Source organism: Salipiger sp., from assembly GCF_059781815.1.
This window is the reverse complement of the sequence record NZ_JBYNAH010000015.1, coordinates 14,589-35,227: the sequence shown is the minus strand read 5'-3', so window position 1 is coordinate 35,227 and position 20,639 is coordinate 14,589. Positions and strand designations below refer to the sequence as shown.

Here is a 20,639-nt window from a genome sequence, read left to right as displayed (position 1 = left end):
CGCAGGCCCCGGCATCGACATGTATTCCATGCGCCAGCCGCTGGGTGTTGTCGGCTCGATCATGCCGTTCAACTTCCCCGCCATGATGCCGCTGTGGCACGTCGGCCCGGCGCTGGCCTGCGGCAACGCCGTGGTGCTGAAGCCCTCCGAGCGAGACCCCTCCGTGCCGCTGATGCTGGCCGAGCTGTTCATCGAAGCCGGCCTGCCCGAAGGCGTGTTCCAGGTCGTGAACGGCGATAAGGAAGCCGTGGACACCATCCTGGACAGCGAAATCATCCAGGGCGTCTCCTTCGTGGGCTCCACCCCGATCGCGCAGTACATCTATTCCCGCGCCACCGCCAACGGCAAGCGCGCCCAGTGCTTCGGCGGCGCCAAGAACCACATGATCATCATGCCCGACGCCGACCTCGACAAGGCCGCCGACGCGCTGGTCGGTGCAGGCTTCGGCGCAGCCGGCGAACGCTGCATGGCGATCTCGGTGGCGGTGCCGGTCGGTGAAGAGACCGCCGACGCGCTGATCGAGAAGCTGGTGCCGCGCATCGAAAAGCTCAAGGTCGGGCCCTACACGGCCGGCGAAGACGTCGATTACGGCCCGGTCATCACCGCCGCCTCCAAGGCGCGCATCAACGGGCTGATCGGCTCGGGCGTGGATCAGGGCGCGAAGCTGGTGATCGACGGCCGCGGCTTCGAGCTGCAGGGCTACGAGAACGGCTTTTTCTGCGGCCCGTCGCTGTTCGACAACGTCACGCCGGAGATGGACATCTACAAGGAAGAGATCTTCGGCCCGGTGCTGAGCCAGGTCCGCGCGGGCTCCTATGACGAGGCGCTCGAGCTGGTGATCGACAACCCCTACGGCAACGGCACGGCGATCTACACTGCCGACGGCGACACCGCGCGCGACTTTGCGCACCGGGTCAACGTGGGCATGGTCGGCATCAACTTCCCGATCCCGGTGCCGCTGTCCTACCACACCTTCGGCGGCTGGAAGAAATCCGCCTTCGGCGATCTCAACCAGTATGGCCCCGATGCCTTCCGCTTCTACACCAAGACCAAGACCGTCACGGCGCGCTGGTTCTCGGGCATCAAGGAAGGCGGCGAGTTCAACTTCAAGGCGATGGACTGACCTTCAGCCCCATCCCGTTCGACAACAGGCGCCCCGGACCCGGACAGGTCCGGGGCGTTTGCCGTTGCGGGCGTATGTCCTGCGACGTGTTTTCCGGGTTGCGGTTCCGGAGTCTCGCGCACGCGGGGCTTGCGCAATCGCGCCGGATAGAGCGAAGTGGCCCTGCGAACGGGGGCTCGGCTGCACGCAGCCGGGCGGTTTTTCGTGCGCAGTGATGGTCCTTGTTTGTGATGTGAGTTGGTCAGCCCCATGCCAGTCTCCTTTCGTATCCTTCCCGATTACGGCCTCGTCTATGTCCGCTATGACGGCTTTGCCGTGCTGGACGAAACCATGCAGGCATTCGGGGAATACGCGCAGCATCCCGAAGCCCACCCGGGTCAGAAGCATCTTGTCGATTTCTCGCGCGTGACAGGCTTCGAGCAGGATTACGTCAAGCTGATGCAGATCCAGGCCCGCAAGGCCGGCACGTTCAGCGGCAACGGCACCCAGACGCTGATGGTCTATTATTGCCCGAACGATCTTTCGATGGACATGTCGAAGCTCATCCTGCGCTCGTGGGAGGGGATCGACGCCGTGGTTCCGCTGATCCTGCAGCACGAGGACGAGGCGCTTTCGGTGTTCGGCCTCAAGCACCGCAGCTTCGCGGAACTGCTCGCCGAACTGGACTGATCCGGTGCGCCGGGCTTGCCCGGCGGGCCCGGCTCTGCTTTGCTCGCCCGAAGACATCCAAGGGAGGGGCCGATGCAGACGCCGGAGTTCAGCCTCGGGATCGAGGAGGAATACCTCCTCGTCGACCGCGACACGCTGGCGCTGAGCGAGGCGCCCAAGCGCCTGCTCGAAGCCTGCAGCGAAGAGCTCGAGGGACAGGTCAGCCCGGAATACCTGCAATGCCAGATCGAGATCGGCACCCTGCCCTGTGCCGACATCGCCACCGCGCGCGAGGATCTCAAGCGGCTGCGCGCGGCGATCTCGAAACATGCCGCACGCTACAACCTCACGCCCATCGCCGCTTCGTGCCACCCGCTGGCGCATTGGAAGAACCAGCACCACACCGACAAGGAGCGCTACCGCGACCTGCGCCGCGATCTCGGCGGCGTGGTGCAGCGCATGCTGATCTGCGGCATGCACGTGCATGTGGGGCTGGGAGACGACTCGCTGCGCGCCGACCTGATGCGGCAGGCGGGCTATTTCCTGCCCCACCTGCTGGCGCTCTCGACCTCCTCGCCCTACTGGCAGGGCACCGATACCGGGCTCGCGAGCTACCGCATCTCGGTCTTCGACAACCTGCCGCGCACCGGGCTTCCGCCGCATTTCGCCAACTGGCAGGATTACCAGCGCTCGGTGCAGGCGCTGATCGATCTGGGCATCATCGAGGACAGCTCCAAGATCTGGTGGGACCTGCGCCCCTCGGCCCGCTTCCCGACCCTCGAGACCCGGATCATGGACGTGCAGCCGCGGCTCGAGGATGCGCTGATGCTGGCGGCGATCAACCAGTGCATCATGCGGATGCTCTGGCGGCTGCGGCGGCAGAACCTGCGCTGGCGCATCTACGAGAACTTCCTCATCGGCGAAAACCGCTGGCGGGCGCAACGCTACGGTATCACCGAGGGGCTGATCGATTTCGGCGCCGCGCGCATCACCCCCTTCGAGGATCTGACCGAGGAGCTGATCACCCTGATCGCCGAGGATGCCGAGGCGCTTGGATGCGTGGCCGAGGTCGAGCGCTGCCGCAAGGTGGTGGCCGAGGGCAATTCGTCGTCGCGCCAACGCGCTGCCGCGGCGGCCCACCCGGAGGATGGCGAAGAGCAAATGCGCGCCGTGGTCAGCCACCTGATCGAGGAATTCCACGAGGGCCTCTGACAGCCGGCGGGCGGATGGCTGGCGCGAAACCGGGCAGAGTGACAAAAGAAATCGCCCCGCAAACCGGTCGCGGGGAGGTAATCGGCTTGCGGAAACCCTAGATATGCCATGACGATAGAGCGGAACGTGAAAGCCGCAGCTGAACAGAGGCCCGCGACCCCGATATGCGCCCATGATGGTCACCCTGAGACAAACCACCTACCTGCTCGCGCTGCTGATCATGATCGGCTACCTGCTGCATATCGGCAAGCCGGTGCTGCTGCCGGTGCTGATCGCGGTGATCTCGGTCTACATCCTGTTCGACGTGACGGCGCGGCTCGGGCAGGTGCCGGTGATCGGCCTTCTGCCGGCGATCCTGCGGCGCATCCTCGTGCTGCTCGCCTTCACCGTCGTGCTGATTGCGCTCTTCACCTACGTGCTCGACACCTTCACGCAGGTCGCCGCGGTGCTGCCGAGCTACAAGGCCAATCTCGACAGCCTGATGACCCACGTGGCGCAGCTCGTGGGGTTCGATGACGAGCCGAGCTGGGCCAAGCTGCGCGCCATGACCTTCGACCGGCTAGAGATCCAGCCCTTCATCGGCCCGGTGATCCTGTCGATCCGCGGCCTTGGTGGCACGCTGTTCCTCGTCGTGCTCTACGCCTCCTTCCTCACCGCCGAACGCGCCGGCATGGCGCGCAAGCTGAACCTCGCGCTCGAGGGCAACGCGGATGCCGAGAACCGCACCATCCAGCTGATCAACCGCATCAACACGCGGATCGGCGATTACCTCTCGGTCAAGACCGTGGTGAACGTCATCCTCGGCGCGCTCTCCTATGGCGTGATGCTGCTCTTCGGGATCGACTTCGCGCTGTTCTGGGCGATCCTCATCGCGCTGCTGAACTACATTCCCTATATCGGTTCGCTGATCGGGGTGATCTTCCCCGTGCTGCTCAGCCTCGCGCAGTTCGGCTCCTTCACCGTGGCCTCGCTGGTGGCGGTGTCGCTGACCGCGGCGCAGATGTTCGTGGCGGGCTATCTCGAGCCGCGGATGCTGGGCCGGGCCTTCAACCTCAGCCCCTTCGTGGTGCTTTTCGCACTGGCCTTCTGGAGCGCGCTCTGGGGCCTGCCCGGCGCGGTGCTGGCGGTGCCGCTCACCGCGAGCCTGATCATCGTCATGGCCGAGATCGACGCCACCCGCCCCTTCGCCATCCTGCTCTCGGCCTCCGGCAAGGTCTGACGCCCGCCCCGGGCGGTTCCGCGCAAATATCTCACCCTGCGTCACTTTTTCGGGAACCGCGACCAGCCGTCGCAGGTTGCCCCCCGTAGAGACCGAGACTTCACGGGGCGGGCAAGCGGTTGCGGCGAGGCATTTTCCTGATCATTCCGGCGCTGCTCGCAGGCTGCGAGGGGCGTCACAACTGGCTGGCCTCCGCCGGCGTCGAGGCGCAGCGCGTCGAAGATCTGTTCTGGGTGCTGCTGGTCGGCGCCGCGGTGATCTGGGGCATCGTGATCGGCGCCGCGGTCTACGCCCATCGCCGGCAGGTCGACCCGTCTCTCGAGACCCAGGCGCGGCGCTTCATCCTCTGGGGCGGCGCGGTGTTCCCGACCGTGGTGGTCGGCGGTCTGCTGGTCTGGGGCCTCGTTATCCTGCGCGACATCACCAGCGACGAGGGCGATCTGACGGTGCGCGTCGACGGTGAGCGCTGGTGGTGGCGGGTGATCTACGAAACGCCCGAGGGCGACGTGGTGACGGCCAACGAGATCCGCCTGCCAGTGGGTCGCACCGCGCTTTTCAAGCTCACCGCCGATGATGTGATCCACTCCTTCTGGGTGCCGGCGCTTGGCGGCAAGATGGACATGATCCCCGGCCGCGAGACCACGCTGGCGCTGACGCCCGTGAAGACCGGCAACTGGGGCGGGCTCTGCGCCGAGTATTGCGGCGGCGCGCATGCGCTAATGCGCTTCGACGCCATCGTGATGGAGCAAGACGCCTTCGACGCGTGGCTGGACGCCGAAGCGCAGCCCGCGGAAATCGCCGCCGGCGACCCCGGCTTCGAGGTCTTCCAGCAGGAAGGCTGCGGCGCCTGCCACACCATTCGCGGCACCGAGGCGCAGGGCCCCGTCGGCCCCGACCTCACCCACCTCGCGAGCCGCGACAAGCTCGGCGCCGGGATCTACGACATGACGCCCGAAAACATGGCGCGCTGGATCACCGACACCCACGCGATGAAGCCCGACATCGACATGCCCCCCTATCCCGACCTGCAGGGCGAGCGGCTCGACCGGCTCGTCGCCTTCCTGATGAGCCTGGACTGACGCGCCCATGACCGACAAGACCGACGAGATCGACCTCTCCCGCCTGCCCCCGCCCGAGCCTTACGACGAGGCCCGCGACAAGGCGCAGCGCAAGCGCCTGATGGAGGTCTGGCGCGAGCCGCCGGGCTGGAAGATCATCTCGGCGGTCAACAACTCCTATATCGGCAAGTGGTACCTGCTGACCTCGTTTGCCTTCTTCACCTTCGCCGGCATTCTCGCGCTGATGATCCGCATGCAGCTCGCGGTGCCGGGCAACGACCTGTTCTCGCAGCAGCTCTACAACCAGCTTTTCACCCTGCACGGCACGGCGATGATGTTCCTCTTCGCGGTGCCGATCTTCGAGGCGGTGGCAATCATCATCCTGCCCGAGATCCTCGGCGCCCGCGACCTGCCCTTTCCACGGCTCTCGGCCTTCGGCTTCTGGTGCTTCATCATCGGCGGCATCTTCGTCTGCGGCTCGATCTTCTTCGGCGTGGCGCCCGATGGCGGCTGGTTCATGTACACGCCGCTGTCGTCCGACCCGGCCTATAGCGGGCTCGGCACCGATATCTGGCTGCTGGGCCTGTCCTTCATCGAGGTGAGCTCGATCGCCGCGGCGGTCGAGCTGATCGTCGGCGTGCTGAAATCCCGCCCGCCGGGGATGCGGCTCAACCTGATGCCGCTCTATTGCTGGTACGTGCTGGTGGTGGCGGGGATGATCCTCTTCGCCTTCCCGCCGCTCATTGCCGGCGACCTGCTGCTCGAGATGGAGCGCGCCTTCGGCTGGGCCTTCTTCGATCCCGACCGCGGCGGCGACCCGCTGCTCTGGCAGCACCTGTTCTGGATCTTCGGCCACCCGGAGGTCTACATCATCTTCCTGCCCTCGATCGCGCTCATCGCCACCATGCTGCCGACCTTCGCGGGCCGTCCCATGGTCGGGCACAGCTGGATCGTGCTCAGCGCCGTGGGCGTCGCCTTCCTGAGCTTCGGGCTCTGGGTCCACCACATGTTCACCACCGGCCTGCCGGAGATCTCGCTGAGCTTCTTCTCCGCCGCCTCCGAGGCGGTGGCGGTGCCGACCGGCATCCAGATCTTCTGCTTCATCGCGACAATGCTGGTGAGCAAGGTCCGCCCCTCGGTGCCGATGCTGTTTGCCGGCGGCGCGCTGGCGATCTTCGTCTTCGGCGGGCTGACCGGCGTCATGGTGGCGCTGGTGCCCTTCGACTGGCAGGCGCATGACAGCTACTTCATCGTCGCCCACCTGCATTACACGCTGATCGGCGGCATGCTCTTCCCGCTCTTCGCCGGCATCCATTACTGGTATCCCTTCGTCACCCAGAAGAACCTCAACGCCCGGGCCGGCAAGTGGAGCTTCTGGCTGATGTTCGGCGGCTTCAACCTGGCCTTCCTGCCGATGCACTGGACCGGCATCATGGGCATGCCGCGCCGGGTCTGGACCTATGACCTCTCCGACGGATGGGCGCTGCTCAACATGGTCTCGACCATCGGCGCCTTCGTCTTCGCGGCGGGCTTTGGGGTGCTGGCGCTCAACGTGCTCTGGCCGCGCGGCAAGGCGCCGCTGGTCGAGCGCAACCTCTGGAACGCCGGCACCATGGAATGGGCCGCGGAAGTGCCCGACAAGCCGTGGGGCGTGCGCTCGATCCCCTATATCCACACCCGCTACCCGCTCTGGGAGCAGGAGGGGCTGGTGGATCAGATCGACCGCGGCGAGTGGTTCCTGCCCGATGCCGAGGAAGGCAAGCGCGAGCTCATCGTGACCGACATCCTCGACGCCCGGCCGCTCTTCGTGCAGCGCGTCGGCGGCCCGAGCTTCCTGACCCTCGGTGCAGCCTTCTGCCTTGGGGCCTCGTTCATCCTCGCCACCTTCCACCTCTGGACCATCACCCTGATCTTCGGCGCGGGCTTTGTCGGCTTCACGCTCTGGTGGCTCTGGACCGGCACCTCGCTGATCCCGGAAAAGCCCAAGAAATATGCCGGGCGCGGGCTCACCCTGCCGACCTATGCGCAGGGCAACCGATCTCCGGGCTGGTGGGCCGTCTTCATCACCATGACCGGCGACATGACCGCTTTCATGGGGCTGGTGTTCTCCTACTTCTTCTACTGGACCGCCCTGCCCGATTTCCTGCCCTCTGCCGAACACCTGCCGAGTTTCGGCTGGCTGCTCCTCGGCCTCGCGCTGCTGATCGGCGCATGGGGCATGATAGTGGGCGCGCGCGAGACGCTGGGCCGCGGCCAGCGCGGGCTGTCGATGGCGCTCTTGATCGGGGCGCTGCCGGTGGGCGCTCTGGGGATCGGGGCCTGGGGCTGGTCGGCCTATGCCAAGGGGCTCGACCCGACCACGCAAAGCTTTGACGCCATGGTCTGGATGCTGATCCTGTGGCCGGCGCTGCACCTGCTGCTGAACTGGGTGATGAGCCTCTACGTCGCCGCGCGCATCAAGTTCGGCCACTGCACGCAGGAATACCGCGCCGACCTGATGAACCTCACCCTCTACGGCCATTTCCTCGCGCTCACGGTGATCACCATCTTCGCCCTGCTGGCGCTGTTCCCGCTCTTGATGGGGGTCGGCTCATGAGACACGGTTCCGACGAGCAACCGCGCCACTTCACCCCGCCGGGAGATGCGCCCCGCGTGATCGATCAGGGCTCGGTCTGGATCCTCGTGGCCGCGCCCTCGATCTGGGCGGCGCATTTCCTGCTGAGCTATTGGGTCGCCGCGATCTGGTGCGCCAAGGCGGGGCCCATGGCCTCGCTGGTCGAGCCGCGCTGGATCATCGTGGCGCTGGGGCTGATCTCATCGGCACTGATCGCGTGGCTTGGGGTCATCGCCGTGCGGCGCTATGGCGGGGTCTTCGTGATCTTCGAGGAGATCACCGAAAGCTCAGAGCGTGGCCGCGACCGCTTTGTCGGCCACGTGGCCCTGCTGCTCTGCGTGCTCTCGGTGGTGGCGATCGGCTTCACCGTGATCCCCGGGCTGGTCTTCGCCACATGCTGAGCCCGCGCCGCCTCCTCGCGCTGACGCTGCTGGATGCGCTCTGGCTCTCGCCGCTGCCGGGGCTGGCGACCGGCTCGATGGTGCTGCACATGGTGCTGCATCTGGGGGTGACGGCCGTGGTGCCCGCGCTCTACGCGCCAAAGCTGCGCCTGCCGGCAGGCGCCATGGCGCTGACGCTGGGCGCGGTGACCGAGATGCTGGTGGTCTGGGCCTGGCACCTGCCCTCGTTGCATCTCTGGGCGCGGCTCAGCCCCACCGGCTTTCTCCTCGAACAGGCAAGTTTCCTTGGCGCCGGCATGCTGCTCTGGGCCAGCGTGCGCGCCGCCGGAGGCTTTGGCGGCGCCATCGTGCTGCTCGCCACCACCATGCACATGACCCTGCTGGGCGCCCTCATCGGCCTCTCGCCGCGCGATCTCTACGGCGACATCTGCGCCGGCCATCTCGGCCTCAGCGCGCTGCAGGAGCAGCAGGTCGCCGGCGCGATGATGGCCGGCGCGGGCGGCGCGATCTACCTGATCGCCGCCCTGCGCCGGCTCGGACTGGCGCTTAAACTGACGGAGGCCGCCACATGAGGCGCTACATTCTTGCAGGGCTCGCGGCGCTCGCCGTCGCAGGCGGCGCGTTCTACTTCCTCGCGCCCTACAACATCGCCGCCTCGGTGCCGCACCTGCCGGGGGTCGCCAACATCCTGCACGGCTATCTCGGCAACGCCGTTGCGATCCGCGCCAGATCGGTCGAGATCCCTCCGCAGGTCGACCTTCAGGACCCCGGCCTGATCCGGCTTGGCGCAGGCCACTTCGCCACCGGCTGCCTGACCTGCCACGGCGCCCCCGGCATCCCGCGCAACCCGGTGGTCGAGGGCATGCGCCCGGCGCCGCCGATGCTCACCTCAGAGGATTACGACGCCAAGGAGTTCTGGTGGATCGCGCGGCATGGCTTCAAGTATACCGGCATGCCCGCCTGGCCCGGCGAAAAACGTGAAGACGAACCGTGGGCGCTTGCTGCCTTCCTGACCCAATATGACAGCTTTGGCCGGGAAGCGTTTGAAATTGCAGCCTTCGGAGAGGCTGGAGGCTATGACAGCGCCGGGGTCCGCTTCGGCGGCCTGCCGGGGGCCATCGAGCCGGAGCTGGCCTGCGCCCGCTGCCACGGCGAGGACGGTCTGGGCCGCGACGGCACCGCGCCGAAGCTCGCCGGGCAGTCCGAAGACTGGCTCGTGACGGTGCTCTCGGCCTATGCAGACGGCCACCGCGAGAGCGGCTTCATGGAGCCCCTCGCCGCGCCGCTCGCTGACGAGACCATCGCCGCAATCGCCGCGCGCTATGCCGGGATGGACGCGGGCTGGCAGGGCCGCCCGCTGCCCTTCGGCGATGCCGCGCGCGGCCGCGAACTGGCCGAGCAAGGCGACGAGCACAACGACATCGCAAGCTGCGCCGCCTGCCACGAGGGGGCCGGCGAAGACGGGCTGACCCCCAAGCGCGCCGACACGCCGCGCATCGCGGGTCAGGCCGGCTACTGGATCTACAACTGGCTGAAGATGTATCGCGACGGCCCGGTGCCCACGAGCCCCCGCGCCCATCTCATGCAAGCCGCCGCAAAGCCTCTCAGCGACGACGACATCGCCGATCTCGCGGCGTGGTATGCGGCCCGAGGGGACGGCTGAGCGCGCCTCGTTTCGGGAAATTTGCCCACTCGGCGGGCAGTGCCGATGAGGGAGGCCGCGATCGCCGCGCGCCCGACCGTGACCGCAAACATCGCCAAGACCTGCCGTTACGGCAGCCGCGCCGCGCGGTCTGGGCAGATATTACAGCGCTTTCAAACGCTTGAAAGCGCCTGAGCGACCCTTGCCTGCTGCGGCCGCTTCCCCCGTTCGATAAATAAATTCTTCCGCGTCACAAAAGTTTTGAATTGGACGCGACGTCAGCCGCTTGCCTCACTTCGGCTCACCCAGCCCACGAGAGAGCCGGAGGCCAGACCGCTGCCAGATCCCGCCGCCCTGCATCGCACGCCGCGTCGCACCGTCCCGTCAGGACGAGAGCGCCGACTGCAGGCGCGGCATCAGGCCGAGGTGGCGCTCGACCACGTCCAGCGCCCGCGCCTCATCATGCGCCGCCAGCGCCGCGATCATCTCGCGATGTTCCTCCTCGATCACCTCGGTCTTGCCGAAGCCCTGCTGCAGCGAGACCATCGCGACCCGCGACAGCGGCGCCTGCAGCCCGTCGAACACGTCGACCAGCACGCGATTGCCCGCCGCCGCCACCAGCGCCTGGTGAAACAGCCGGTTGATCTCGACGCAGCCCAGCAGATCCTCCGCCGGGGTGGCCTCGTGCAGCTCGCAGAGCCGCAGAAGCTCCGCCGGCAGCGCCCGCTTCTCGCGGCAGATCTTACGCACGGCGTGGGTCTCGACCATCAGCCGCACCTCGTAGAGATCGCGCAGCTCGGTGGCCGAAAGCGCCCGCACCATGGCGCCGCGACGCCGGTGCAGCTCGAGATACCCTTCCGCGGCCAGCCGGTTCAGCGCCTCGCGCACCGGAGAGCGCGACACGCCGGTCACCTCGCAGGCCATGGCCTCTTCGATGAAGCTGCCCGGCGGAAACTCGCCCTTCAAAATGCCCGCCCGGACACCCTGATACGCCCGATCCCGCGCCGAGAGGCCTTCGGATGCGCCAGCTTCGCCCGCTTCCACATTCAACTGACCGCTCATTCATCACCTCCTCACAAAAACCAGCAGATTGTTTCCTCTCGGGCAAAACAGGGCTGGACAGAATCGATCTCACTTTCTTGTATACATGAAGTACACGCCAAGAGGACAAGACTTCGATGATGGACGGATCGCAAGGCATCACCCCCGCAGGCACATGGCGCGTCGGCGTGGATTCCGGCGGCACCTTCACCGATGTCTGCCTCTTCGACGAGGCCAGCGGCCGCATCGAGGTGTGGAAGGTCTCCTCCACCCCGGACGACCCGTCGCGCGGCATCGCGCAAGGCGTAGAGGAAGGCATGAAGGAGCACGCGGACGGTGCCGAAAGCGATCCCGCCGCCGCCATCGCCTATCTCGGCCACGGCACCACCGTCGCGACCAACGCGCTGATCACCCATCGCGGCGCCAAGGTCGGCCTGCTGACCACCGAAGGCTTCCGCGACCTGCTCGAGATCGGTCGCCAGAAGCGCCCCGACCTCTACGATCTTTTCGCCGACAAGCCGCAGACGCTGGTCCCGCGCGAGCTGCGCTTCGAGCTGCCCGAGCGCATGCTGCGCACCGGCGAGATCGACACGCCGCTCGACGAAGAGGCGGTGCGCAAGGCCGCCCGCGCGCTCAAGGAGGCCGGGGTCGAGGCGGTTGCCATCTGCTTCCTCTACGCCTTCGTGAACCCGGTCCACGAGCAGGCGGCGCGGCGCATCGTCGAGGAGGAGATGCCCGGCGTCTTCCTCTGCGCCAGCCACGAGATCGCCCCCGAGTTCCGCGAGTTCGAGCGCCTCTCGACCGCCACGGTCAATTCCTATCTCGGCCCGATCATGCACCGCTATATCAGCCGGCTGACCCCGCGCCTGCAGGATCTCGGCCTGCCGGTGGCGCCGCACCTGACGCAGTCCAACGGCGGCGTGGTGCGCTTCGAGGCAGCGGCGCAGACCCCGGTGCGGGCGGTGCTCTCGGGCCCCTCCACCGGCGTGGTCGCGGCGCAGGCGATCGGCGCCCGCGCGGGCTTTGACGACATCATCACCTTCGATGTCGGCGGCACCTCGTCCGACGTCGCGCTGATGGCCGGCGGCGAGACCGCCCAGACCAACGAGAGCGTCGTGCACGGCTACCCGATCAAGGCGCCGATGCTCGACATCCACACCGTGGGCGCCGGCGGCGGCTCGATCGCCTCGATCGACTCCGGCGGGTTGTTGAAGGTCGGACCGGAAAGCGCCGGCGCCGACCCCGGCCCGGTCTGCTATGGCCGCGGCGCCACCGACCCGACCGTGACCGACGCCAATATCGTGCTGCAGATCCTCAACCCGGTCGAGATCCTCGGCGGCCGCATGAAGGTCCGCCGCGATCTCGCGGTCGAGGCCATCGCCAAGCTCGGCGAGCGGCTCGGCATGGAGACGATGGACGTGGCGCAGGGCATCATCTCGGTGGTGACGGCGAACATGGCCAAGGCGATCCGGGTGATCTCGGTGCAGCGCGGCCACGACCCGCGCAACTACGCACTGATGGCCTTCGGCGGCGCCGGCCCGCTGCACGCGGTGCGGCTTGCGCAGGAACTGGGCATGACCACCGTCATCGTGCCGCGCAGCCCGGGCATCCTCTGCGCCATGGGCCTGCTGCTCACCGATCTGCGCGCCGATTTCTCCGCCACCAAGCTGACCGCGCTCGAGCCCGGCAATCTCGGCACCATCGCCGAGACCGTGGCCTCCGTCGAGGCCGAGGCCATCGGCTGGTTCGACGCCGAGGAGATCGCCACCGACAAGCGCCGCCTGACCCGCCGCATCGACATGCGCTATGATGGCCAGAACTACGAGCTGTCGATCCCGCTGCCCGAGGGCCCGGTGAGCGAGGCCACGCTCGAGACGCTCAAGCAGGGCTTCACCGAGGCGCATGAGCGGCTCTACGGCTTTGCGGTGCCGGAGGAGCGCATCCTTTGTGTGACCTTCCGCGCCGAGGCCATGGGGCTGGTGCAGAAGGCCGAGCTGCCCGAGCGCGAGCTGGGCGATCCCGATCCCAGCGCCGCCGTCATCGGCAGCCGCGATGTCTGGTATCCCGAGACCGGCGGCTTCACCGAGACCACGCTTTATGCCCGGGAAAAGCTTGCCCCCGGCATGGCCTTCGCCGGCCCCGCCATCGTCGAGCAGATGGACACCACGACGCTGATCCCGCCCGGGGTCCGCGCCACCGTGGACAAGATCGACAACCTCATCCTGGAGCTCAGCGCATGACCGGCCAAACCACCACTCACGCTCTCGACCCGATCACCGTCGAGGTCATCGGTGCCGCGCTCTCCTCGATCGTGGAGGAGACCGGCGAAGCGCTGGTCCGCGCCTCCTACTCCACCAACATCAAGGAACGCCGCGATTGTTCCACGGCGCTCTTTGACCGGCAGGGCCGAACGCTCTGCCAGGCCGAGCACATCCCGATCCACCTCGGCAGCTTCCTCGATTTCATCCCGATGCTGCTGGCGGATCACGACGAGAAAGACCTGCGCCCCGGCGATGTCTTCGTCGGCAACGACGCCTATCGCGGCGGCGGCACCCACCTGCCCGACATCGTTCTGGCCGAGCCGATCTTCGTCGAGGGCCAGCTCGTCGCGTGGACGGTGAACCTCGCGCACCACTCGGATTTTGTCGACCGCGCGCATGCCCATATCTACCAGGAAGGCCTGCGCATCCCGCCGGTGCGGCTCTACAAGGCCGGCGAGCTGCAGAAGGACATCCAGGAGCTGATCCTGCTCAACTGTCAGGTCCCGCGCGAGCGCCTCTCGGACCTGCGCGCCCAGATGGCCGCCAACCGGGTCGGCGTGCAGCGCTTCCAGGAGCTCTGCGCGCGCCACGGCGCGGATGTGGTGCTGGCCTCCGGCGAGGCGCTGCTCGACTATGCCGAGCGCAAGATGCGCGCCGGCATCGCCGCCCTGCCCGATGGCAGCTGGCGCTTCGAGGATGTCTTCGACAACCTCGATTTCGACGATCCGATCCCCTTCGCGGTGACCGTCACAATCGCCGGTGACGAGCTCTCGCTCGCCTTCGAGGCGCCCGAGCAGATCCGCGCGCCGATCAACATGACCCGCACCGCGCTGCTGGCGACGGTCTATTACATCGTGAAATCGGTGATCGACCCGACGGTGCTGCCCAACGCGGGCCTCGCCCGCCCGATCACCGTCGACGCGCCGCACGGCTCGATCCTCAACTGCAAGCACCCCGCCGCGGTCAATGGCCGGGTCCAGACCTGCCAGCGCGTCGCCGACCTGATCCTCGGCGCGTTGGCGCAGGCGGTGCCCGAGCGGGTCTCGGCCTGCACCAACTCTGCCTGCTCGGTGGCGGTGTTCTCGGGCACCCGACAGAGCGGGCCGGATGCGGGCAGCTACTGGGTCTATCTCGAGACCATCGGCGGCGGCGGCGGGGCCCGGCCGCAGGCCGACGGGCTCGACGGCATCCACGTTCACGCCACCAACACCTCGAACCTGCCCGTCGAGGCTCTGGAGGGCGAATATCCCCTGATCCTCGAGCGTTACGAGCTGGTTGACGGCTCCGGCGGCGCCGGCAAGCACCGCGGCGGCATGGGCCTGCGCCGGGTCTATCGCGCCACCGAAGAGTGCATGGTGCATGTCGACGTATCGCGCAACAAGTCGCGCTCCTGGGGCCTGCAGGGCGGCGGCGAAGGCGGCCATGGCAGCTATGTGACCAGCCCCGACTGCGCCCCGTTCGAGCGCGGCTACGGCACCCTGCGCGCAGGCGAATGGCTCGAGGTCATCACCCCCGGCGGCGGCGGCTACGGCACCCCGCAGGAAGACAGCAAAACCCCGATCGCGGCGGAATGATCCGCCCGAGCGGGACGAGATCCCAATTCAACAGGGCCAGAAAGAGCCCGCCTCAACCCGACAAGGAGACACTTGCAATGACAACGCGAATGAACCGTCGCGGCTTTCTCGCCACCACCGGCGCCGCCGCAGGCGCGCTGAGCTTCCTCGGCCCCAAGGCCCTGCACGCTCAGGAGGGCGGCACGCTGCGCTTCGGCCTCTCGACCTACCCGCCGAGCCTTGATGCCTGGGCCTCGAACGGCACCGCCGCAGGCACCATCAAGCTGATGATCCACCGCGGCCTGCTGGGCTACGCCCCCGACGGCACCATGCGCGGCGAACTGGCCGAGAGCTGGGAGGTCGACGACGAGGGCGCATGGGTCTTCAAGCTGCGCGACGCCACCTGGCATGACGGCACCCCCGTCACCTCCGAAGACATCGCCTGGAACGTGCTGGAAGCGCAGAAGCCCGACAGCGCCGCCTACCTGCAGGGCCAGCTTGCCTCGATCACCGCGGTCGAGACCCCGGACGAGAAGACCGTGCGCATGGTCACCGACGAGCCGCTGGCGGTTCTGCCGGGCTGGTTCGCGCATTTCAACATGCCGATGATCAAGAAGGGCGAAGCCCGCGACACCACCATGGGCTCGGGCCCGTTCCTGTTCGAGAGCGCCGACCGCGGCGTGTCGATCTCGCTCAGCGCATGGGACGGCTACTACAAGGAAGAGATGCCCAAGGTCGCCGGCATCGAGGCCATCGTCTATGCCGACGAGAACCTGCGCGTCGCCGCGCTCGAGGCCGGCGATGTCGACCTGATCGAATACGTGCCGTGGCAGGCGATGGACCAGATCGAGGCCAATGACGACCTCGCCCTGCAGGCCACCGACGGCCCGTTCATGTACCTCACCTTCAACGCCTCGCGCCCGCCCTTCGACAACCCCAAGGTCCGTCAGGCGGTGGCCCACGCCATCAAGCGCGAAGACATCGCGGCGGCGGCGTTCTACGGCCGTGGCGGCGCGCTCGAGCATCTGCCGATCGCCGAAGGCTCCGAGTTCTATAACCCGGAACTGGCCAACTCGTGGAACTACGACCCCGAGAAGGCGCAGGCGCTGCTGGCCGAGGCCGGCTACCCGGACGGCTTCGACTGCGTGATGCTGTCGACCGCGCAATACGGCATGCACCAATCCACCGCCGAGGTCTGCCAGGCCTATCTGTCGATGATCGGCATCAACGTGCAGCTCGACCTGCCGGAATGGTCGACCCGCGTGAAGAAGGGCAACGAGGGCACCTATGACCTCGCCGTCATGGGCACCGCCGCGATGAACAACGACCCCGACGGCCTTGCCACCGTGGTCGACGGCTCGCTCTCGCCGAGCTTCGTGCGCAGCTACGCCATGGAGACGCCCGAGATCTCCGAGCTCTTCGCCAAGGGCCGCGCCACCTTCGACACCGAGGAGCGCAAGGCGATCTACAAGGAGCTGGAAGAGATCGCCATCGAGACCGTCCCGATGGTCGGCCTGTCCTGGCGCTCGCAGGGCTATGGCATGCGCGCCAATGCCGAGGGCTTCACCGTGATGCCGGGCCAGCTTGTCTTCTATTCCGGCATGACGCTGGAAGAAACCGTGCTGGGCTGACGACGACCCATGCTGAGATATATTGCTTCCAGAAGCCTCGTGGCGCTGTTCCTCGTGTGGATCGTCGTCACGGTGGTGTTCCTCCTCCTGCACCTCATCCCGGGTGACCCGGCAGAGCTACTGCTCAGCCAGGGCAACGTTGCCGCCGATCCCAAGGCGGTGGCCGCCCTGCGCGAGCAGATGGGGCTCAATGCGCCCCTCTGGCAGCAATATCTCGACCATATGGCCGGTGTGCTCACCGGTGATCTCGGCGCGTCGTTCCGCGACGGCGCGCCGGTGATCGAACAGATCGCCCTGCGCCTGCCGCGCACCCTCGAGGTGATCCTCGCGGCCTCGCTGATCGCCACCGGCATCGGCGTGCCGCTGGGCACCTACGCGGCCATTCGCGCCGACGGCAAGGCCGACGCGGTGATCTCGTTCTTCGCCTCCGCCTCGCTCTCGACCCCGGTCTTCGTGGTGGGCTCGGTGGTGATCCTGATCTTCGCACAAAAGCTGCAATGGCTGCCCGCCGGCGGCTTCACCCCGTTCTCCGAAGACCCGCTCGAGCATCTGCAGCTGCTGCTGCTGCCCGCCGGCACCGTGGCGCTGTCGCTGCTCGCGGTGATCACCCGGATGAGCCGCGCCTCGGTGCTCGAGGTGCTGCAGCGCGACTACGTGCGCACCGCCCGCGCCAAGGGCCTGCCCCGCAACCCGATCCTGCGCCGCCACGTGGTGCGCAACGCCCTGATCCCGGTGCTGACCGTGCTCGGCCTCGAGATGGGCACGCTGATCGGCGGCACCGTGCTGGTCGAGTTCGTGTTCAACTGGCCGGGCCTCTCGGGCTACCTCGTCGCCGCCGTCGATGCACGCGACTACCCCGAAGTGGTCGGCATCGTGATGACGATCTCGATCCTCTTCGTCTTCCTCAACCTCGTCGTGGATGTGGTGAACGCCCTGCTCGACCCCCGAATTTCCCTGGTACGCTAAATGAGCCGGTCTACACGCAAGCTGATCCTGCCCGGCACCATCGCCGCGCTGATCGTCGCCACCGTGCTGCTCGCCCCTGTCCTGCCCCTGCAGGACGTGCGCGGCATGGACATCCCCAACCGCTTCGCCGGCCCCTCCGCCGCCCATTGGCTCGGACAGGACGGTTTCGGCCGCGACGTGCTCGCCCGCCTGATCTGGGGCGGCCGCGCCTCGCTGTTCATCGCCGTGGGCTCGGCCATCTTCGCCGCCATCATCGGCACCGCGCTCGGCCTGCTCGGCGGCTATTTCCGCGGCGTGGTCGAGCTCTTTACCGTGCGCGCCGCCGAGATCATCCTCTGCCTGCCGCCGCTGCTGCTGGCGCTGCTGGTGGTGACCATCCTCGGCGCGGGCACCTGGCCGCTCGTGCTGGCGCTGACCATCCTCTACACGCCCAACTACGCCCGCGTGGTCTATGCCGCGACCCAGCAGGTGCGCGGGCTCGATTTCGTCACCGCGCAGCGCTCGATGGGCACCCATCCGCTGAAGATCCTCGTCCGCACCATCCTGCCCAACGTGCTGCCGCCGCTGCTGGTGCAGATGTCGCTGGTGGTGGCCTCGGCCATGGTGATCGAGAGCGGGCTCTCGTTCCTCGGCCTCGGCGTCGTGCCGCCCACCCCCTCCTGGGGCCTGATGATCCGCTCGGCGCGGGGTGCCATGGAAGTCGCGCCGCTCTTGCTGGTCTGGCCGTCGCTGGCGCTGGCCGGCACCATCCTGACCTTCAACCTGCTCTGCGACCGGCTGCAATCGGTGCTCGATCCGCGCGCCGTCACCGCCGGTGGCGCGCTCTGGCTGCGCCCGCGCTCGGCGGCAGCGAAGACCCCCGCCGCCCCGGTCGAGGCCCCTGCCGACGCGCCGCTGCTCGAGATCCGCGACATGTCGATCGCCGTGCGCGACATGGAACTGGTGCGCCGCGTGTCGCTCACCGTCCGCCCCGGCGAGACCGTGGCGCTGGTCGGCGAGAGCGGCTCGGGCAAGACCCTGACCGGCCTTGCGATGACCGGCCTGCTGCCCGACACGCTGCGCGTCACCGGCGGCTCGGCGCTCTACACCACCCGCGAGGGCAAGGCGGTCGATCTCGCCAAGCTCGACGAGGAAGGCATCCGCGCCCTGCGCGGTGACGAAGTGTCGATGGTGTTCCAGGACGCCGCCGCCGCGCTCAACCCGGTGCTGCGCATCGGCGAGCAGGTGGCCGAGGCGATCCGCGCCCATCACACGCTCGAAGGCGAGGCGCTGCAGACCCGCGTGGTCGAGCTCCTGCGCCACGTCGGCATCCCCGACCCCGAGCGCCGCGCCCGCGCCTACCCGCACGAGCTCTCCGGCGGCCAGCGCCAGCGCGCGATGATCGCCGTCGCCGTGGCCAACAACCCGCGCCTGCTGATCGCCGATGAGCCCACCACCGCGCTCGACCCGACGATCCAGGCGCAGATCCTGCAGCTCTTTGCGCAGCTCAAGCGCGAGACCCCGGGCATGGGCATGATCTTCGTCACCCACGACCTCGCCGTGGTGGCCGAGATCGCCGACCGCGTGACGGTGATGTATGCCGGCGAGGTGGTCGAGGAAGGCCCGGTGGCCGAGGTCTTCGCCCGTCCGCGCCATCCCTACACCGCCGCGCTGATCGCCTCCGTCCCCGAGGGCGGCGCCGAGCGGCTCACCGCGATCCCCGGCTCGGTGCCCTCGCCGCGCCAGATGCCCGCGGGCTGCCGCTTTGCCCCGCGCTGCGCCTTCGCCACCGAGCGCTGCACCGCCCATCCGCCCACGGCGGAGCACCCGGCCCCGGGCCGCGTCACCCGCTGCTTCCACTGGGAGAACGTCACATGACCGAAGCGCCCTCCACCGCCCCGCTGGTCGTGGCCGAGAGCCTGGGCCGCAACTTCCCCACCCGCCACGGGCTGCTGGGCCGCGCCCATGACGTCTGGGCGGTGCGCGACGTGAGCCTCACCATCGCCAAGGGCGAGACCGTCGGCATCGTCGGCGAGTCGGGCTGCGGCAAGTCCACGCTGGGCCGCATGATGATGGGGCTCGACCTGCCCACCACCGGCACCATGAGCTTTGACGGGCGCGACCTCTCCGAGCTCTCTGGCCCCGAAATGCGCAAGCTCTCGCGCCGGATGCAGATGGTGTTCCAGGATCCGTTCGGCTCGCTCGACCCGCGCCGCACCATCGGCGCCCAGATCGCCGACGGGCTCAGGACCCACAGCATCGTGCCCGCCTCCGAGGTGAAGGCCGAGGTGGCGCGGCTGCTCGAACAGGTGGGCCTGCCGACCTCTGCAGCAGAGCGCCGCCCGCACGAGTTCTCCGGCGGCCAACGCCAGCGCATCGCGGTGGCCCGCGCGCTCTCGACCCGGCCCGATTTCATCGTCGCCGACGAGCCGGTCTCGGCGCTCGACGTGTCGATCCAGGCGCAGGTGGTGAACCTGCTCGAGGATCTGCGCCGCGATCTCGACCTCGCCATGCTGTTCATCAGCCACGACCTGCACGTGGTGCGCCACCTCTGCACCCGCATCGTGGTGATGTATCTCGGGCGCATCGTCGAGGAAGGACCCGCCGAGAAGGTCTTTGGCTCGCCGGCGCACCCCTATACCCGCGCGCTCCTTGCCGCGACGCCCTCGCTGCATCCGGGCGACGGCTCGGACGGTGACCGCATCCTGAAGGGCGAGCTGCCGAGCCCGGCGAACCCGCCCTCGGGCTGCCCGTTCCGCACCCGCTGCCCGCTCGCCGAAGACGCCTGCGCCAGCGCCGTGCCGGGGCTCGATCCGGTGGGCAAGGACTGGAACGTGCGCTGCATCAAGGCCGGCCCCGTGACCGCCGCAGAGGAGGTTCCGGCATGAGTGACGCCCCCGTCGCCATGATCACCGGCGCGAGCCGCGGCATTGGCGCCGCCATCGCCCAGGCGCTGGCCGGGCGCGGCTATGCGCTGTCGCTGGGCCTGCGCGATCCGTCTTCGCTGCCGGAAAGCCTCGCGCAATACGACCCGCTGGTGGTGCCCTATGACGCCAGCAAGACTGAAGACGCCCGCGCCTTCGTCGCGGCCACCGAAGAGCGCTTCGGTCGCATCGACGCGCTGGTCAATAATGCCGGCATCGCCGGGCCGCTCGAATTCATGCCAGAAGAGCCGCAACCCGACGACGAGATGGAAGACATGCTCGAGGCGCTGCTCTCGATCAACATCAAGGCCCCGTTCCGCCTGACCCGCGCGGCGCTCCCGGCGCTCTGCCGGAGCGGCGCGGGCCG

17 protein-coding genes are annotated in these 20,639 nt (G+C 68.1%); 16 read left to right on the top strand and 1 reads right to left on the bottom strand.

What is annotated here, in order from left to right:
- From mmsA to AC6RA4_RS03205, 9 genes are all read left to right on the top strand, one after another.
- Positions 1–1,123, top strand: a 1,123-nt coding sequence (gene mmsA, locus AC6RA4_RS03245) for a CoA-acylating methylmalonate-semialdehyde dehydrogenase (protein WP_500157350.1), incomplete at its 5' end; no start/stop codon positions are given.
- Between the two features lie 249 nt (positions 1,124–1,372).
- Positions 1,373–1,792 (top strand): hypothetical protein, encoded by a 420-nt coding sequence (locus AC6RA4_RS03240; RefSeq protein WP_500157348.1) that lies wholly within the window; start codon positions 1,373–1,375, stop codon positions 1,790–1,792.
- A 72-nt stretch (positions 1,793–1,864) separates the two neighbouring features.
- Entirely contained in the window at positions 1,865–2,983 is a 1,119-nt protein-coding gene (locus AC6RA4_RS03235; protein ID WP_500157346.1) for a carboxylate-amine ligase, read from the top strand.
- 172 nt (positions 2,984–3,155) lie between these two features.
- On the top strand, positions 3,156–4,202 hold the full coding sequence (locus AC6RA4_RS03230; protein WP_500157345.1) for an AI-2E family transporter: 1,047 nt from the start codon (positions 3,156–3,158) through the stop codon (positions 4,200–4,202).
- A gap of 119 nt (positions 4,203–4,321) precedes the next feature.
- On the top strand, positions 4,322–5,281 hold the full coding sequence (coxB, locus tag AC6RA4_RS03225) for a cytochrome c oxidase subunit II (protein WP_500157343.1): 960 nt from the start codon (positions 4,322–4,324) through the stop codon (positions 5,279–5,281).
- Between the two features lie 7 nt (positions 5,282–5,288).
- The gene (locus AC6RA4_RS03220) at positions 5,289–7,856 is read left to right on the top strand and encodes a cbb3-type cytochrome c oxidase subunit I (RefSeq protein ID WP_500157341.1); all 2,568 of its coding nucleotides are present in this window, start codon (positions 5,289–5,291) and stop codon (positions 7,854–7,856) included.
- Positions 7,853–8,275 carry a hypothetical protein gene (locus tag AC6RA4_RS03215; RefSeq protein ID WP_500157339.1) on the top strand — a complete coding sequence of 141 codons (423 nt, stop codon included), beginning with the start codon at positions 7,853–7,855 and terminating at the stop codon, positions 8,273–8,275. Before AC6RA4_RS03220 ends, AC6RA4_RS03215 begins: the two co-directional genes overlap by 4 nt.
- Entirely contained in the window at positions 8,269–8,847 is a 579-nt protein-coding gene (locus tag AC6RA4_RS03210; protein ID WP_500157337.1) for a cytochrome c oxidase assembly protein, read from the top strand. Before AC6RA4_RS03215 ends, AC6RA4_RS03210 begins: the two co-directional genes overlap by 7 nt.
- A complete protein-coding gene (locus tag AC6RA4_RS03205) occupies positions 8,844–9,938 on the top strand; it encodes a c-type cytochrome (RefSeq protein WP_500157335.1) in 1,095 nt (364 codons plus the stop codon). The genes AC6RA4_RS03210 and AC6RA4_RS03205 overlap by 4 nt, the downstream gene beginning before the upstream one ends.
- A 363-nt stretch (positions 9,939–10,301) precedes the next feature.
- Here the strand turns inward: AC6RA4_RS03205 and AC6RA4_RS03200 are convergent, their stop codons facing one another.
- A complete protein-coding gene (locus tag AC6RA4_RS03200; protein WP_500157334.1) occupies positions 10,302–10,979 on the bottom strand; it encodes a GntR family transcriptional regulator in 678 nt (225 codons plus the stop codon).
- Positions 10,980–11,095: 116 nt separating this feature from the next.
- On the opposite strand from AC6RA4_RS03200, the gene AC6RA4_RS03195 reads away from it, so the two are divergent.
- The 7 genes from AC6RA4_RS03195 to AC6RA4_RS03165 form a co-directional block, all read left to right on the top strand.
- Complete coding sequence (locus tag AC6RA4_RS03195) at positions 11,096–13,198, top strand: hydantoinase/oxoprolinase family protein (RefSeq protein ID WP_500157332.1); 2,103 nt, start codon at positions 11,096–11,098, stop codon at positions 13,196–13,198.
- Entirely contained in the window at positions 13,195–14,793 is a 1,599-nt protein-coding gene (locus AC6RA4_RS03190; RefSeq protein WP_500157330.1) for a hydantoinase B/oxoprolinase family protein, read from the top strand. The genes AC6RA4_RS03195 and AC6RA4_RS03190 overlap by 4 nt, the downstream gene beginning before the upstream one ends.
- A 77-nt stretch (positions 14,794–14,870) precedes the next feature.
- Entirely contained in the window at positions 14,871–16,403 is a 1,533-nt protein-coding gene (locus AC6RA4_RS03185) for an ABC transporter substrate-binding protein (protein WP_500157329.1), read from the top strand.
- Between the two features lie 9 nt (positions 16,404–16,412).
- Positions 16,413–17,369 (top strand): ABC transporter permease, encoded by a 957-nt coding sequence (locus AC6RA4_RS03180; protein ID WP_500157327.1) that lies wholly within the window; start codon positions 16,413–16,415, stop codon positions 17,367–17,369.
- Positions 17,370–19,226 carry a dipeptide/oligopeptide/nickel ABC transporter permease/ATP-binding protein gene (locus AC6RA4_RS03175; protein WP_500157325.1) on the top strand — a complete coding sequence of 619 codons (1,857 nt, stop codon included), beginning with the start codon at positions 17,370–17,372 and terminating at the stop codon, positions 19,224–19,226.
- Entirely contained in the window at positions 19,223–20,236 is a 1,014-nt protein-coding gene (locus tag AC6RA4_RS03170) for an ABC transporter ATP-binding protein (RefSeq protein WP_500157323.1), read from the top strand. The genes AC6RA4_RS03175 and AC6RA4_RS03170 overlap by 4 nt, the downstream gene beginning before the upstream one ends.
- Positions 20,233–20,639 (top strand): SDR family NAD(P)-dependent oxidoreductase (locus AC6RA4_RS03165; RefSeq protein ID WP_500157321.1); only part of this gene is annotated, 407 nt, incomplete at its 3' end. The genes AC6RA4_RS03170 and AC6RA4_RS03165, both read left to right, overlap by 4 nt.

Bases quoted from the DNA above. Each gene is read 5' to 3' on its own strand.
- AC6RA4_RS03240 (WP_500157348.1), top strand. From the start codon at position 1,373: ATGCCAGTCTCCTTTCGTATCCTTCCCGATTACGGCCTCGTCTATGTC.
- AC6RA4_RS03235 (WP_500157346.1), top strand. From the start codon at position 1,865: ATGCAGACGCCGGAGTTCAGCCTCGGGATCGAGGAGGAATACCTCCTC.
- AC6RA4_RS03230 (WP_500157345.1), top strand. From the start codon at position 3,156: ATGATGGTCACCCTGAGACAAACCACCTACCTGCTCGCGCTGCTGATC.
- AC6RA4_RS03220 (WP_500157341.1), top strand. From the start codon at position 5,289: ATGACCGACAAGACCGACGAGATCGACCTCTCCCGCCTGCCCCCGCCC.
- AC6RA4_RS03215 (WP_500157339.1), top strand. From the start codon at position 7,853: ATGAGACACGGTTCCGACGAGCAACCGCGCCACTTCACCCCGCCGGGA.
- AC6RA4_RS03210 (WP_500157337.1), top strand. From the start codon at position 8,269: ATGCTGAGCCCGCGCCGCCTCCTCGCGCTGACGCTGCTGGATGCGCTC.
- AC6RA4_RS03205 (WP_500157335.1), top strand. From the start codon at position 8,844: ATGAGGCGCTACATTCTTGCAGGGCTCGCGGCGCTCGCCGTCGCAGGC.
- AC6RA4_RS03200 (WP_500157334.1), bottom strand. From the start codon at position 10,979: ATGAGCGGTCAGTTGAATGTGGAAGCGGGCGAAGCTGGCGCATCCGAA.
- AC6RA4_RS03195 (WP_500157332.1), top strand. From the start codon at position 11,096: ATGATGGACGGATCGCAAGGCATCACCCCCGCAGGCACATGGCGCGTC.
- AC6RA4_RS03190 (WP_500157330.1), top strand. From the start codon at position 13,195: ATGACCGGCCAAACCACCACTCACGCTCTCGACCCGATCACCGTCGAG.
- AC6RA4_RS03185 (WP_500157329.1), top strand. From the start codon at position 14,871: ATGACAACGCGAATGAACCGTCGCGGCTTTCTCGCCACCACCGGCGCC.
- AC6RA4_RS03180 (WP_500157327.1), top strand. From the start codon at position 16,413: ATGCTGAGATATATTGCTTCCAGAAGCCTCGTGGCGCTGTTCCTCGTG.
- AC6RA4_RS03175 (WP_500157325.1), top strand. From the start codon at position 17,370: ATGAGCCGGTCTACACGCAAGCTGATCCTGCCCGGCACCATCGCCGCG.
- AC6RA4_RS03170 (WP_500157323.1), top strand. From the start codon at position 19,223: ATGACCGAAGCGCCCTCCACCGCCCCGCTGGTCGTGGCCGAGAGCCTG.